General features: G+C 53.9%; 12 protein-coding genes. All 12 read right to left on the minus strand.

The window, feature by feature from the left end:
- Positions 1–14: 14 nt before the first annotated feature.
- Entirely contained in the window at positions 15–311 is a 297-nt protein-coding gene (gene rplW, locus AC1XYH_RS15200) for a 50S ribosomal protein L23 (RefSeq protein ID WP_483323970.1), read from the minus strand.
- Positions 308–910, minus strand: a complete 603-nt coding sequence (rplD, locus tag AC1XYH_RS15205) for a 50S ribosomal protein L4 (RefSeq protein WP_335607793.1) — start codon at positions 908–910, stop codon at positions 308–310. Before rplD ends, rplW begins: the two co-directional genes overlap by 4 nt.
- 12 nt (positions 911–922) lie before the next feature.
- Positions 923–1,561: a 50S ribosomal protein L3 gene (gene rplC, locus AC1XYH_RS15210; RefSeq protein WP_335607794.1), complete on the minus strand. Its 639-nt coding sequence runs from the start codon at positions 1,559–1,561 to the stop codon at positions 923–925.
- 93 nt (positions 1,562–1,654) lie between these two features.
- Positions 1,655–1,966 (minus strand): 30S ribosomal protein S10, encoded by a 312-nt coding sequence (gene rpsJ, locus AC1XYH_RS15215; RefSeq protein ID WP_028614853.1) that lies wholly within the window; start codon positions 1,964–1,966, stop codon positions 1,655–1,657.
- 157 nt (positions 1,967–2,123) lie between these two features.
- Positions 2,124–3,317, minus strand: a complete 1,194-nt coding sequence (gene tuf / locus AC1XYH_RS15220) for an elongation factor Tu (protein ID WP_483323971.1) — start codon at positions 3,315–3,317, stop codon at positions 2,124–2,126.
- 34 nt (positions 3,318–3,351) lie between these two features.
- Entirely contained in the window at positions 3,352–5,454 is a 2,103-nt protein-coding gene (gene fusA, locus AC1XYH_RS15225; RefSeq protein WP_483323972.1) for an elongation factor G, read from the minus strand.
- 18 nt (positions 5,455–5,472) lie between these two features.
- On the minus strand, positions 5,473–5,946 hold the full coding sequence (rpsG, locus tag AC1XYH_RS15230; protein WP_092287466.1) for a 30S ribosomal protein S7: 474 nt from the start codon (positions 5,944–5,946) through the stop codon (positions 5,473–5,475).
- Positions 5,947–6,044: 98 nt separating this feature from the next.
- A complete protein-coding gene (rpsL, locus tag AC1XYH_RS15235) occupies positions 6,045–6,416 on the minus strand; it encodes a 30S ribosomal protein S12 (protein WP_022964798.1) in 372 nt (123 codons plus the stop codon).
- A 142-nt stretch (positions 6,417–6,558) separates the two neighbouring features.
- Positions 6,559–10,758 (minus strand): DNA-directed RNA polymerase subunit beta', encoded by a 4,200-nt coding sequence (gene rpoC, locus AC1XYH_RS15240; RefSeq protein WP_483323973.1) that lies wholly within the window; start codon positions 10,756–10,758, stop codon positions 6,559–6,561.
- Between the two features lie 68 nt (positions 10,759–10,826).
- Positions 10,827–14,897 carry a DNA-directed RNA polymerase subunit beta gene (gene rpoB / locus AC1XYH_RS15245; RefSeq protein ID WP_483323974.1) on the minus strand — a complete coding sequence of 1,357 codons (4,071 nt, stop codon included), beginning with the start codon at positions 14,895–14,897 and terminating at the stop codon, positions 10,827–10,829.
- 215 nt (positions 14,898–15,112) lie between these two features.
- Positions 15,113–15,481, minus strand: a complete 369-nt coding sequence (gene rplL, locus AC1XYH_RS15250; protein ID WP_483323975.1) for a 50S ribosomal protein L7/L12 — start codon at positions 15,479–15,481, stop codon at positions 15,113–15,115.
- Positions 15,482–15,555: 74 nt separating this feature from the next.
- On the minus strand, positions 15,556–16,056 hold the full coding sequence (gene rplJ / locus AC1XYH_RS15255; RefSeq protein WP_483323976.1) for a 50S ribosomal protein L10: 501 nt from the start codon (positions 16,054–16,056) through the stop codon (positions 15,556–15,558).
- Positions 16,057–16,252: the final 196 nt, after the last annotated feature.

Below are 16,252 nucleotides of genomic sequence, written 5' to 3' on the forward strand. Positions count from 1 at the left end.
GATGTATCCCTCTCTTATTCAGCGCTGGCGAAGTCGATGTCTTGACCGGGCAGCAGGCTAACATAAGCCTTTTTCCAGTCATTACGCTTGCCCAGGCCGCGAACGGTTCGCTTGGTCTTGCCTTTAACGTTCAGGGTCGAAACTGCTTTGACCTTGACACTGAACAGTTGCTCAACGGCTTTTTTGATTTCCAGCTTGGTCGCAGTAGTATCTACTTTGAACACGAACTGGTTCTTGCCGTCAGCCAACACAGTAGCCTTCTCGGATACATGCGGGCCAAGCAGTACTTTGAAAATGCGCTCTTGGTTCATCCCAGCATCTCCTCGAACTTCTTAACAGCAGATACGGTAATCAGTATCTTGTCGTAAGCGATCAGGCTAACTGGGTCGGAACCCTGTACATCACGTACGTCGACGTGTGGCAGATTGCGTGCTGCCAAGTACAGATTCTCGTCAATATCGTCAGTCACAATCAGCACATTCTGCAGATCGAGATCTTTCAACTTGCCGGCCAGAGCCTTGGTTTTAGGTGTATCGACGGAGAAGCTTTCAACGACCATCATACGATCCAAGCGAATCAGCTCGGACAGAATGGAGCGCATTGCACCGCGGTACATCTTGCGGTTGAGCTTCTGCTCGTGATCCTGTGGGCGTGCAGCGAAAGTAGTACCACCTGAGCGCCAGATCGGGCTGCGGATAGTACCAGCACGGGCACGACCCGTACCTTTCTGACGCCATGGCTTCTTACCGCCACCGGAAACATCAGAACGATTCTTCTGCTGCTTAGTACCCTGACGTGCACCAGCCATATACGCAACAACGGCTTGATGTACGAGGGTTTCGTTAAACTCGGTCGCAAAAGTCAGATCGGAAACTTCGATCGCGCTTGCGCCAGCTACATTCAAATCCATGGTAACTCCCCCTTAACCCTTGGCCTTGGCGGCCGGGCGAACGATTACGTCGCTACCGGTCGCGCCAGGTACCGCGCCCTTGATGAGCAGCAGGTTACGTTCGGCATCAACACGAACAACCTCAAGAGTCTGCACGGTTACCTGTTCGGCACCCATGTGACCAGACATCTTCTTGCCCTTGAATACACGACCAGGGGTCTGACACTGACCAATGGAACCGGGTACGCGGTGGGAGAGCGAGTTACCGTGGGTAGCATCTTGACCACGGAAGTTCCAGCGCTTGATAGTACCGGCGAAGCCCTTACCTTTGGACTGTCCAGTAACATCAACCTTCTGACCCGCTTCAAAAATGCTAACGGTTAACTCTGCGCCAGCTTCGTACTGCGAACTATCATCCAGGCGGAACTCGCAAACCTGGCGACCTGCTGCAGTATTAGCTTTGGCAAAGTGCCCTGCCATAGGCTTGCTGACGCGACTAGCACGACGCTCGCCCACGGTTACCTGAATGGCTTGATAGCCATCAGTAGCCAGGGATTTAACCTGTGTTACACGGTTCGGTTCAACTTCTACAACCGTAACCGGTATAGATACACCATCTTCAGTGAAAACGCGGGTCATCCCGCATTTCCGGCCGACTAAACCAATAGTCATCTTGTAAACCTCATGAGTGCACGGGGCTATCACCCGCTATGGCCGCCCAACACAGGGCGTTACACGACCTATAGCCCCCGTCTAGTGGGGCTATCAGCCGAGGCTAATCTGAACTTCGACACCTGCTGCCAAGTCCAGCTTCATCAACGCATCGACAGTCTTGTCGGTGGGCTGAACTATATCCAATACCCGTTTATGGGTACGGATTTCGTACTGATCGCGCGCGTCTTTGTTGACGTGCGGAGAAACCAGTACTGTAAAACGCTCTTTGCGCGTCGGCAAAGGGATCGGACCACGCACCTGAGCCCCAGTACGTTTCGCGGTATCCACGATTTCCTGGGTAGATTGATCAATCAGGCGATGGTCAAAAGCCTTCAACCGAATACGGATCTGTTGGTTCTGCATTTGACCAGAAACTCCAAGCTACGATTTTCAGAGCATCTCCCGAAAACCGGGTGAGCCCATCCAAGGGAGGCGCAATTCTACTGATGCACTTTCCCAGTGTCAACCAAAATACAAAAGCCCCCGTTAAACGAGGGCTTTTGTTTATGGCGTCAAATCATCATTCGATGATTTTGGCTACCACGCCGGCACCAACGGTGCGGCCACCTTCACGAATCGCAAAGCGCAGACCGTCTTCCATCGCAATCGGATGAATCAACGTGACGTCTAGCTTGACGTTATCGCCAGGCATTACCATTTCGATACCTTCCGGCAATTCGCAGGAACCGGTAACGTCAGTGGTACGGAAGTAGAACTGAGGACGATAGCCCTTGAAGAACGGAGTGTGACGACCGCCTTCATCTTTACCCAACACATACACTTCAGCTTCGAACTTAGTGTGCGGAGTGATACTGCCGACCTTGGCCAACACCTGGCCACGCTCTACATCTTCACGCTTGGTACCACGCAGCAGAACACCAACGTTCTCGCCAGCACGACCTTCGTCAAGCAGCTTGCGGAACATCTCAACACCAGTACAGATGGTCTTGACGGTGTCTTTAAGACCGACGATTGCTACTTCCTCGCCTACCTTGACGATACCGCGCTCTACACGACCAGTCACAACAGTACCGCGACCAGAGATGGAGAATACATCTTCGATTGGCATCAGGAACGGCTTGTCGATAGCGCGCTCAGGCTCAGGAATATAAGCATCCAGAGTCTCAACCAGCTTCTTGACAGCAGTAGTACCAATTTCGTTGTCGTCTTTGCCTTCCAGCGCCATCAACGCAGAACCGATAATGATCGGTGTGTCGTCGCCAGGGAAGTCGTATGCATTCAGCAGATCACGCACTTCCATCTCAACCAGCTCTAGCAGCTCTTCATCATCAACCATGTCCGCTTTATTCAGGAACACAACGATGTAAGGAACGCCAACCTGGCGAGACAGCAGGATGTGCTCACGCGTCTGCGGCATAGGGCCGTCAGCAGCGGAACAAACCAGGATAGCACCATCCATCTGCGCAGCACCGGTGATCATGTTTTTCACATAGTCAGCGTGGCCTGGGCAGTCAACGTGCGCATAGTGACGAGTCGGAGAATCGTACTCTACGTGCGACGTGTTGATGGTGATACCGCGAGCCTTCTCTTCCGGCGCGTTATCGATCTGATCAAAGCCACGAGCGGATCCGCCGTAAGCTTCGGCACAAACACGGGTCAGCGCAGCTGTCAGAGTAGTTTTACCATGGTCAACGTGACCAATGGTGCCTACGTTCAGGTGCGGTTTTTTACGTTCAAATTTTTCTTTTGCCACGGTTGATAACCTCTTTAATTAGCCTAGGTTCAAGTTAGCCTTGCTTCTTGATGATTGCTTCGGCGATGTTTTTGGGTGCCTCGGCGTATTTCGAAAACTCCATAGAGTAGCTCGCTCGCCCTTGGGACATCGAGCGCACATCCGTGGCGTAACCAAACATCTCACCAAGCGGAACCTCAGCGCGAATCACTTTACCGGATGGGGAATCTTCCATACCCTGTACCAGACCGCGACGACGGTTCAAGTCGCCCATTACGTCACCCATATAATCTTCAGGAGTGACTACTTCGACATTCATCATCGGCTCAAGCAACACAGCACCGCCCTTCTGAGCCAACTGCCTGGCGGCCATCGAAGCAGCGATCTTGAAAGCCATCTCGTTCGAGTCGACATCATGATAGGAACCGTCAAAAACGGTTGCCTTTAGGCCAAGCAGCGGATACCCGGCGAGGACGCCGTTCTGCATCTGCTCCTCGATACCTTTCTGTATAGCCGGAATGTATTCACGCGGAACAGCACCACCGACCACCTCATTTACAAACACCAGCTTCTCTTCGGACTCATCACAAGGCTCGAAGCGAATCCAGACGTGACCATACTGACCACGACCACCTGACTGGCGAACGAACTTGCCCTCAATCGAACACTTATTACGAATAGCTTCGCGATAAGCGACCTGGGGCTTGCCGATATTCGCCTCAACACCAAACTCGCGTTTCATGCGGTCGACCAAAATATCCAGATGCAGCTCGCCCATACCAGAAATAATGGTCTGACCAGACTCTTCGTCGGTGCGCACGCGGAAAGACGGATCTTCCTGCGCAAGCTTACCGAGAGCAACACCCATCTTCTCTTGATCAGCCTGAGTCCTCGGCTCGACCGCTACCGAGATAACGGGCTCGGGGAACTCCATGCGCTCAAGGATGATTGGCTTGTCTTGCGAACAAAGGGTGTCACCGGTGGTGACATCCTTCATACCAATCAACGCCGCGATGTCGCCAGCGCGAACCTCTTTGATCTCTTCACGCGCATTGGCATGCATTTGCACCATGCGACCAACCCGCTCTTTCTTGCCTTTAACCGAGTTAAGCACAGCATCACCCGAGGTGAGAACACCCGAATAGACGCGCACAAAGGTTAAAGTGCCAACAAAGGGATCAGTTGCAATCTTGAATGCCAAAGCAGAGAAAGGCTCAGAGTCATCAGCATGACGCTCATCTACTTTTTCTTCGTCATCCGGGTGAACACCCTTAATGGCGACCACCTGATCAGGCGCAGGAAGATAGTCGATGACCGCATCCAGAACTAAAGGCACGCCCTTATTCTTGAATGAGCTACCACAGACCGCTGGAACAATTTCAGAAGCCAGTGTGCGCTGCCGCAAACCAGCCTTAATTTCATCATTGGTCAGCTCACCGCCTTCCAAGTACTTATTCATCAGCTCGTCATTGGCTTCCGCTGCAGCTTCGACCATCTGCTCGCGGTATCTAACAGCCATGTCTAGCATGTCCGCAGGAATGTCTTCTTCGCGGAACGCCATGCCACTGTCATCTTCATTCCAGTAGATAGCTTTCATACGCAGAAGATCAACCTGGCCGACGAAATCTTCTTCAGCGCCAATAGCCAGCTGGATCGGCACCGGGGTGTGACCCAGGCGCCGCTTGATCTGCTCGACTACGCGCAAGAAGTCCGCGCCTTGCCGGTCCATCTTATTGACATAAACCAGCCGTGGCACGCCGTATTTATTGGCTTGACGCCATACGGTTTCAGATTGCGGCTCAACGCCCGACGTCCCACAGAACACCACGACCGCACCGTCGAGGACACGCAGTGAGCGCTCAACCTCAATAGTAAAGTCGACGTGACCCGGAGTGTCGATAATGTTCACACGATGGCGCGGGTATTGCTTCTCAGAGCCTTCCCAGAAGGCCGTGGTAGCAGCGGAGGTAATGGTAATCCCCCGCTCCTGCTCTTGGGCCATCCAGTCCATGGTGGCAGCGCCATCATGGACTTCACCCATCTTGTGGTTCACACCGGTATAAAACAAAATCCGCTCGGTAGTAGTGGTCTTGCCCGCATCGACGTGCGCGCAGATACCAATATTCCGGTACAGATTAATCGGAGTTGTACGAGCCACAATAATCTCCTAAGCCGTTTAGAAACGGTAGTGAGAGAACGCCTTGTTGGCTTCAGCCATGCGATGCACGTCTTCACGCTTCTTCACAGCCGCACCCTTGCCTTCGGAAGCATCAACCAGCTCGCCAGCCAAGCGCAGAGCCATAGACTTCTCGCCACGCTTACGGGCAGCATCTACCAACCAGCGCATTGCCAGAGCATTGCGGCGGGAGGGACGCACTTCAACCGGAACCTGATAGGTGGCACCACCTACGCGGCGAGACTTAACTTCGACCAGCGGCGCGATCGCATCCAAAGCTTTTTCGAACAGCTCGACCGGCTCTTCAGTCTTGGTGCGCTCTTTCACCTTATCCAGTGCGCCATACACGATGCGCTCTGCGGTGGATTTTTTGCCACTTTCCATTACGTGGTTCATAAATTTCGCAAGGATCTGACTGCCGTACTTAGGTTCTGGCAGAATCTCACGTTTTGCTGCTACGCGACGTCTTGGCATGATAAGCCCTCAAACGGTCTTCAGGTTAGCCCAGGACTGCAACCAATTAGTTACGCCCGACCTTACTCTTATCGACACAAATAAAATGAATGTAAGTATTACTTAGGACGCTTGGCGCCATACTTAGAACGACCCTGACGACGGTCTTTGACACCAGAGGTATCCAGAGAACCGCGAACAGTGTGGTAACGCACACCTGGCAAGTCTTTTACACGGCCGCCGCGAATCAAAACGACGCTGTGCTCTTGCAGGTTGTGACCTTCACCACCGATATAGGATGAAACTTCGTAGCCGTTGGTCAAACGAACACGGCAGACTTTACGCAAAGCCGAGTTCGGCTTCTTTGGCGTAGTGGTATACACACGAGTGCAAACACCACGACGCTGCGGGCAGTTCTGCAGCGCCGGCACGTCGCTCTTCTCAGCGACACGCTTACGCGGCTTACGAACCAGCTGGTTGATTGTTGCCATCTAGCAAAACTCCACTAATGTCTTAAGACATAGATAATAAAAAATGGCGAGGCATCGCCCCACCAATTTTAGGGGTACGGAATTCTATAGACCCCGCCCCCAATCGTCAAGGCGCCCAGCCCAAAGAGGACTGGGCGACCTATCAGTTTCCGCTCGAGTTGAGCGCGTCAGACAGCGCCTGCTCAACGTCGCTTGCGCTGACCTTGACCGGCTTGTCTGCCATCTTCTTGCGCTTGCGCTCTGCGTGGTAAGCCAAACCGGTACCAGCAGGAATCAAGCGACCCACAACAACGTTCTCTTTCAAACCGCGCAAATGATCGCGCTTGCCGGTAACGGCAGCCTCGGTCAGTACTCGCGTGGTTTCCTGGAAAGAAGCCGCAGAGATGAAGGACTCGGTCGACAGCGATGCCTTGGTGATACCCAGCAATACACGTTCGTACTTAGCAGGGAACTTGTCCTGCCCAGCCAATTCTGCATTCTGATCAAGCACGTGGGTCAACTCGACCTGATCGCCCTTGATGAAGTTAGAATCACCCGTGTCACTAATCTCGACTTTACGCAACATCTGACGAAGTGTCGTTTCGATGTGCTTGTCGTTAATCTTCACGCCCTGCAGGCGGTAAACGTCCTGAATCTCGTTGACGATGTACTTGGCCAGCGCACTAACACCCAGCAGACGCAAAATATCGTGCGGGTTGCTTGGGCCGTCGGAGATAACCTCACCCTTGGTAACCTGTTCACCTTCGAACACGTTCAGGTGGCGCCACTTCGGAATCAGCTCTTCATACTGCTCGCTGCCGTCAGTCGGGGTAATAACCAAACGACGCTTACCCTTGGTTTCCTTACCGAAGGAGATCGTGCCGCTGATTTCCGCCAAAATGGACGGCTCTTTCGGACGACGTGCTTCAAACAAGTCGGCAACACGTGGCAGACCACCCGTGATGTCACGAGTTTTCGAGGTTTCCTGCGGGATACGTGCAACAACGTCACCCACGTTAACCTTGGCGCCATCAGACAGGTTGACCAATGCGTTAGCAGGCAGGAAGTACTGGGCAGGCACATCGGTGCCCGGCAGCAACAGCTCTTTGCCATTTTCGTCAACCAGCTTAACGGCCGGACGAATATCCTTGCCTGAAGCCGGACGGTCTTTCGCATCCAGTACTTCGATGTTGGTCAAACCGGTCAATTCGTCGGCCTGACGCTTGATGGTGATACCTTCATCCATACCGAAGAAGGCCACGGTACCGGAAATCTCGGTAACGATGGGGTGAGTGTGCGGATCCCACTTGGCAACCACACGACCGGCCTCAACCTTGTCACCTTCCTTGATCGAAATAACCGCACCATAGGGCAGCTTGTAACGCTCACGCTCACGACCAAACTCGTCGGCAACTGCCAGCTCACCGGAACGGGAAACCGCTACCAGTGCGCCGTCTGCGCGCTCTACGTGCTTCAAGTTATGCAGGCGGATGGTACCGCCGTTTTTAACCTGGACGCTGTCCGCAGCAGAGGTCCGGCTGGCCGCACCACCAATGTGGAAGGTACGCATGGTCAGCTGAGTACCGGGCTCACCAATCGACTGGGCAGCGATAACACCCACAGCCTCACCGATATTGATCAGGTGGCCACGCGCCAGGTCACGACCGTAACAAGTGGCACACACACCGTAGTGGGTGTCACACGTGATCGGCGAGCGCACGATAACTTCGTCAACGCTGTTCTTCTCGAGGAACTCAACCCACTGCTCGTCGATCAGGGTACCAGCGGGCACGATAGTTTCTTCGCTGCCGGGCTTGACGACATCACGAGCAATCACACGACCCAGAACGCGCTCACCCAGCGGCTCAACAATATCGCCACCTTCAATGTGCGGCGACATCAGCAGGCCATTGTCGGTGCCGCAATCAGGCTGGGTAATTACCAGATCCTGAGCAACGTCAACCAAACGACGAGTCAGGTAACCGGAGTTAGCTGTCTTCAATGCCGTATCTGCCAGACCCTTACGAGCACCGTGGGTGGAGATGAAGTACTGCAGTACGTTCAGACCTTCACGGAAGTTCGCAGTGATCGGCGTTTCAATGATCGAGCCGTCTGGCTTGGCCATCAGACCACGCATACCGGCCAGCTGACGAATCTGCGCAGCGGAACCACGAGCACCGGAGTCGGCCATCATATACATGGAATTGAAGGACTCTTGATCAACTTCCTTGCCGTCGCGGTCAAGCACGCGAGTCGACTTCAGGTTGTCCATCATCGCCTTGGAAATCTCATCGTTGGCCTTGGACCACAAATCGATAACCTTGTTGTACTTCTCGCCCTGGGTAACCAGACCGGAAGCATACTGATCTTCAATTTCCTTAACTTCGTCGGTCGCCTCATCAATGATGCGCGCCTTCTCGTCTGGAATGACGAAGTCGTTTACACCAATGGATGTACCGGAAATAGTCGAGTAAGCAAAACCGGTATACATCAGCTGGTCAGCGAAGATGACGGTCTCTTTCAGGCCGACCACGCGATAGCACTGGTTGATCAGCTTGGAAATCGCCTTCTTCTTCAGCGGCTGGTCGACCATCTCGTAGGGCAAGCCCTTCGGCAGGATCTGGAACAGCAGTGCACGACCAACAGTGGTATCAACGATACGCGTCTCGGTGGTCCAGCTTTCGTCTTTGTGCTTAACGGTTTCGGTGATACGCACCTTAACCAACGCGTGCAGCTCAACCTGGCCACTGCGATACGCCATTTCAACTTCATTGACGTTGGCAAAACGCATGCCTTCGCCCTGCGCATTGATACGCGTACGAGTCATGTAATACAGACCCAATACCACGTCCTGCGAAGGTACGATGATAGGTTCACCGGATGCGGGCGACAGGATGTTGTTGGTCGACATCATCAGTGCGCGAGCTTCCAGCTGGGCCTCAAGGGTCAGCGGAACGTGTACGGCCATTTGGTCGCCGTCAAAGTCGGCGTTATAGGCAGCACAAACCAGCGGGTGCAACTGAATCGCCTTACCTTCAATCAGAACCGGCTCAAACGCCTGGATACCCAGACGGTGAAGTGTCGGTGCGCGGTTCAGCAGTACGGGGTGCTCGCGGATAACCTCAGCAAGGATGTCCCACACTTCCGGCAGCTCGCGCTCGACCATTTTCTTGGCGGCTTTAATAGTCGTTGCCAGACCTCGATGCTCCAGCTTGCCAAAAATGAACGGCTTGAATAGCTCAAGCGCCATCTTCTTTGGCAGACCGCACTGATGCAGACGCAGGGTCGGGCCTACCACGATCACGGAACGACCGGAGTAGTCAACGCGCTTACCCAGCAGGTTCTGACGGAAACGACCCTGCTTACCTTTAATCATGTCAGCAAGCGATTTCAGCGGACGCTTGTTGGTGCCGGTGATGGCACGGCCGCGACGACCGTTATCCAGCAACGCATCAACCGATTCCTGCAGCATGCGCTTCTCGTTACGCACGATGATATCGGGTGCTGACAAGTCGAGCAGACGCTTCAAACGGTTGTTACGGTTGATTACACGACGGTATAGATCGTTAAGATCTGAGGTCGCGAAGCGGCCACCATCCAGAGGTACCAGCGGACGCAAATCCGGCGGCAAAACTGGCAGGACGGTCATAACCATCCACTCTGGCTTGTTGCCGGAGCCATCGAAAGCCTCCATCAGCTTCAGGCGCTTGGACAGCTTCTTGATCTTGGTTTCCGAGGTGGTCTGCGGAATCTCTTCGCGCAATTTGCCGATCTCGTGAGTCAGGTCCATCGCCGTCAGCAGTTCGTATACAGCCTCGGCACCCATGCGGGCGTCGAAATCATCACCAAACTCTTCCAGCGCTTCGAAATACTGCTCGTCGTTCAGCAGCTGACCTTTCTCAAGAGTGGTCATGCCCGGCTCGATAACGACGTAGCTCTCAAAATAGAGAACGCGTTCGATATCACGCAGGGTCATGTCCAGCAGCAAGCCGATACGTGACGGCAGCGACTTCAGGAACCAGATGTGAGCAACTGGCGAAGCCAGCTCAATGTGGCCCATGCGCTCGCGGCGAACCTTGGCCAGCGCGACTTCAACACCGCACTTTTCGCAGATCACACCACGGTGCTTGAGGCGCTTGTACTTACCGCACAGGCATTCGTAATCTTTGACCGGGCCAAAAATCTTGGCGCAGAACAGACCATCACGCTCCGGTTTAAAGGTGCGGTAGTTAATGGTTTCCGGCTTTTTAACTTCGCCATAGGACCAGGACCGGATCATCTCCGGAGACGCCAAGCCGATTCGAATGGAATCGAACTCTTCAATCTGTCCCTGGGACTTGAGCAGGTTCAATAAGTCTTTCAAGGCCTATACTCCTCGCAGTGTCTCAAGGGCGGCGACTTTGCGCCGCCCGAGACGTGGGCAGTTGGTGGTTAATCAGATTCCAGTTCGATATCGATACCGAGCGAACGGATTTCCTTGACCAACACGTTGAAGGACTCCGGCATGCCGGGCTCCATGCGATGGTCGCCATCCACGATGTTTTTATACATCTTGGTACGGCCGTTCACGTCGTCCGATTTAACAGTCAACATCTCCTGCAAGGTGTAGGCGGCACCGTAAGCTTCCAGGGCCCAAACCTCCATCTCACCGAAACGCTGACCACCGAACTGTGCCTTACCACCCAACGGCTGCTGGGTAACCAGGCTGTACGAACCGGTTGAACGCGCATGCATCTTGTCGTCAACCAAGTGGTTCAGCTTGAGCATGTACATATAACCAACGGTCACCGGGCGATCGAAGCAATTACCGGTACGACCGTCCCACAACCTCATCTGACCAGTGTCTGGCAGATCGGCAAGACGCAGCATGTGCTTGATCTCGCTTTCCGCCGCGCCGTCAAATACCGCGGTGGCCATAGGTACGCCTTCACGCAGGTTGTTAGCCAGCTCGATGATCTCCTGATCACTCAGGCTATCCAGGTTTTCCTGGCGACCGCCTACCTGGTTGTAGACCTCATCAAGGAACTTGCGCAGGTCCGCGATCTTGCGATGCTCTTCCAGCATGCGGTTGATCTTCTCGCCCAACCCTTTAGCCGCTAAGCCCAGGTGGGTTTCAAGGATCTGACCGACGTTCATACGCGATGGAACGCCCAGCGGGTTCAAGACGATATCGACGGGCGTGCCGTTCTCATCGTGCGGCATGTCCTCGATCGGCATGATCACGGAGATAACACCCTTGTTACCGTGACGGCCGGCCATCTTGTCGCCTGGCTGAATGCGACGCTTGATTGCCAAGTAAACCTTAACGATCTTAAGTACGCCTGGCGCCAAATCATCGCCTTGCTGAAGCTTGCGCTTCTTGTCTTCAAACTTCTCATCAAGCAGTTTGCGACGATCAACCAAATAAGCCTGCGCGCGCTCCAGCTGCTCATTGAGAGCATCTTCAGTCATACGCAACTTGAACCACTGACCACGCTCGATACCGCTGAGGATCTCGGCATTCAGCGCCGTGCCCTTCTTCAGGCCGGAGCCGCCTTCGACGGTCTTACCATCCAAAGCTGATACCAGGCGCTCAAAGGTCGCGGTTTCAACGATGCGGAACTCCTCCTGAAGATCCTTACGAATCTCAGCGAGCTGTTCTTTCTCGATCGCCAGAGCGCGAGTATCACGCTCAACGCCGTCACGGATGAAGACTTGTACATCGATGACGGTACCCTTGGTGCCAGTCGGCACGCGCAGGGAGGTGTCCTTAACGTCGGACGCCTTTTCACCGAAGATGGCTCGCAAGAGCTTCTCTTCCGGCGTCAGCTGGGTTTCGCCTTTAGGCGTTACCTTACCGACCAGAATATCGCCAGGGCCCACTTCGGCACCAACGTAAACAATACCCGCCTCATCCAACTTGCCTAACGCGGCTTCGCCAACGTTGGGTATGTCAGAGGTAATTTCCTCTGGCCCCAACTTGGTGTCGCGCGACACGCAGGTCAGCTCTTGAATGTGGATGGTAGTAAATCGATCTTCCTGCACCACTCGCTCGGAGACCAGAATCGAGTCTTCGAAGTTGTAGCCGTTCCAAGGCATAAAGGCCACGCGCATGTTCTGGCCCAAAGCTAGCTCACCCATGTCAACGGAAGAACCGTCAGCCAGGATATCCTTGCTTGCCACAGTGTCACCTTTCTTCACCAGCGGACGCTGGTTGATGCAGGTGTTCTGGTTAGAACGGGTGTACTTGGTCAGGGTGTAGATATCGACGCCTGCCTCACCGCTTTCAACTTCGTCGTCATTGACGCGAACGACAACCCGACTAGCATCAACCGAGTCGATCACACCGCCACGACGCGCAGTAACACAAACGCCGGAGTCGCGTGCTACGTTGCGCTCCATACCGGTACCCACCAGCGGCTTCTGAGCGCGCAAGGTCGGTACTGCCTGACGCTGCATGTTCGAGCCCATCAGTGCGCGGTTGGCGTCATCGTGCTCCAGGAACGGAATCAGCGACGCAGCAACAGATACAACCTGGCGCGGCGACACGTCCATCAGGGTCACTTCATTAGGAGCCTTGACGGTAAATTCGTTCATGTGACGCACAGCTACCAAGTCGTCAGTCAGATGACCGTCTTCGACCTTGGCGCTAGCCTGGGCGATGACGTGATCTGCCTCTTCGATCGCTGACAAAAACACGATCTCGTCAGTAACCAGCGCATCCTTGACGCGACGGTAAGGACTCTCGAGGAAGCCGTACTGGTTAGTACGCGCGTAGGTCGCCAACGAGTTGATCAGACCAATGTTCGGACCTTCTGGCGTTTCGATTGGACATACACGGCCATAATGGGTCGGGTGTACGTCACGTACTTCGAAGCCGGCACGCTCACGTGTCAGACCGCCCGGCCCAAGCGCGGAAACGCGACGCTTGTGGGTGATCTCAGACAATGGATTGTTCTGGTCCATGAACTGGGATAGCTGACTGGAACCGAAGAATTCTTTCACCGCAGCCGCAACTGGCTTAGCGTTGATCAAATCCTGTGGCATCAAGCCTTCGCTTTCCGCCATGGAAAGACGCTCTTTAACAGCCCGCTCCACACGAACCAGACCCACACGGAACTGGTTTTCGGCCATCTCGCCGACAGAACGAATACGACGGTTACCCAGGTGATCGATATCATCCACGACGCCTTTGCCGTTGCGGATATCAACCAAGGTTTTGAGCACCTCAATAATATCTTCTTTGCTCAGTACGCCCGCGCCTTCGATCTCATCACGACCGATACGACGGTTGAACTTCATACGACCGACCGCAGAGAGGTCATAACGATCAGTACTGAAGAACAGATTACCAAACAGAGTTTCCGCTGCGTCTTTAGTTGGCGGCTCGCCAGGACGCATCATACGGTAAATTTCAACCAGTGCTTCCAGCTGAGTCGTAGTGCCGTCGATACGCAGAGTATCGGACACGAACGGACCACAGTCGATGTCATTGGTGTAAAGCGTTTCCAGACGCGTAATCTGCGCCTTGGCGAGCTTCAATACCAGATCAGCCGTGACCTCAACGTTGCACTCAACCAGAATCTCACCAGTAGCCGGGTGTACGATCGGCTTGGCAATAGTGCGCCCGATAATGTAATCGAACGGCACTTCCAGCTTAGTGATACCGGACTTCTCAAGTTGAGTGATATGGCGCGCTGTAACACGACGACCTTTCTCAACAATGACCTTGCCCTTCGCGTCGTTGATGTCGAACGTGGCAATCTCACCACGCAGGCGCTGCGGCACCAGCTCGAGCATCAAATTCTCACCCTGAACTTCGAACACGTTGGTGTCGTAGAAGATGTCGAGAATTTCTTCGGTCTGATAACCCAGAGCACGCAACAACACACTCGCCGGCAACTTACGACGACGGTCGATACGGACGAAAACACAGTCTTTAGGATCAAACTCGAAGTCCAACCAAGAACCGCGGTAAGGAATCACGCGGGCGGAGTACAAGAGCTTGCCGGAGCTATGGGTCTTACCACGGTCGTGGTCAAAGAACACGCCCGGACTACGGTGCAACTGGGAAACGATAACGCGCTCAGTACCATTGATTACAAAGGTACCGTTCTCGGTCATCAGGGGAATTTCCCCCATATAGACTTCCTGCTCCTTGATGTCTTTAATCGCTTTATTGGAGGACTCGCGATCAAAAATAATCAGGCGCACTTTTACGCGCAGCGGCACCGCATAGGTAACCCCGCGCAAAACACATTCCTTGACGTCGAACGCCGGATCGCCAAGGCGGTAACCGACATATTCCAGCGCCGCATTACCCGAATAGCTGATAATGGGGAAAACAGATTTGAAGGCCGCGTGCAGACCGATATCACGAACCTGCCCTTTCTTTGACTCGGCTTGCAGGAATTCCCGATAGGAATCCAGCTGAATAGCCAGCAAATAGGGCACATCCATCACATGCGGCAGTTTGCCAAAGTCCTTGCGGATACGTTTTTTCTCAGTATATGAGTAAGCCATCAGCGTTCCCCAGCTTGGTCACCTGCTTGATTGGCTTCCCCGCTAAGCGGGAAAACCTGAAAATGCGTGCAAGCCCTAAGTCTTGCCCACTCGCTTGAGTGCTTCCGTTGCCCGTCAGCACGACGGGATACAACGGAAAAAGGCCGGTGGCACACGGGCCACCAGCCATCAATCTGACCGTTAAAATCAGACTGTCGACGCAAGGTCGGGCGAGCTTACTTAAGCTCGACCTTGGCGCCAGCGTCTTCCAGAGTCTTCTTGGCAGCTTCTGCCTCGTCCTTGGAAGCGCCTTCCTTGATAGTGCCAGGAGCGCCGTCAACCAATGCTTTGGCTTCTTTCAGGCCCAGGCCTGTCAGTTCGCGAACAGCTTTGATCACGTTAACTTTCTTCTCGCCAGTTTCAAGCAGAACGACGTCAAACTCGGTCTGCTCTTCAGCAGCAGCCGGGCCAGCAGCCGGACCAGCAGCAACAGCAGCAGCAGCAGATACGCCGAACTTCTCTTCCATAGCGGAGATCAGTTCTACAACCTGCATAACAGACAGTTCGGATACGGCGTTGATGATTTCTTCGTTGGTCAGAGCCATGACTCTAATTTCCTATATTGGGGGACGGTCATTGCCGTCAAAACATTAAAAGCGTAAAGAAAGCAAAGCGCCTATTAGGCAGCCTCAGCTTCCTTCTGATCGCGGACAGCGGCCAAAGTACGAACGAACTTGCTGGTGACGCCCTGCATAACGCTCATCAGCTGGCTGATGGCCTCATCGTAGGTCGGCAACGTTGCCAGTTTGTCGATTTCACTTGCTGCAAGGAAGTTGCCTTCAAACGCAGCTGCTTTGATCTCAAACTTATCCTGGCCCTTGGCAAACTCTTTGAACAAGCGAGCAGCAGCGCCCGGATGTTCGTTGGAGAATGCAATCAGGGTAGGACCCACAAAAGTTTCATTCAGGCACGTGTAATCAGTACCTTCAATTGCACGACGCAGCAGGGTATTACGTACAACACGTACGTACACACCAGCTTCGCGAGCATCTTTGCGGAGACCAGTCATAGCAGCAACGCTTACACCGCGGGCATCAGCCACAACGGCAGACAGCGCACCTTTGGCAGCTTCGTTGACTTCAGCGACGATGGCCTTTTTGTCTTCGAGCTTAATTGCCACGGGTTTTACTCCTGGATTTACCATTGACTACCCTTACGGGCAGTGTGTTTTGGTGTCAGATCCAGCCTGCGCTGAACCGGGTTCACCATCTGCGTAGGCTTACCTGTTTAAGGCTTACGCCGCCTACGGTCTTGGACAGTCCCCGATACACAGGGACCCCAATAAGTTGGCTCTGCGCTAAAGCGCAGAACCAATA

This window comes from Pseudomonas sp. GW-45, from assembly GCF_056896675.1.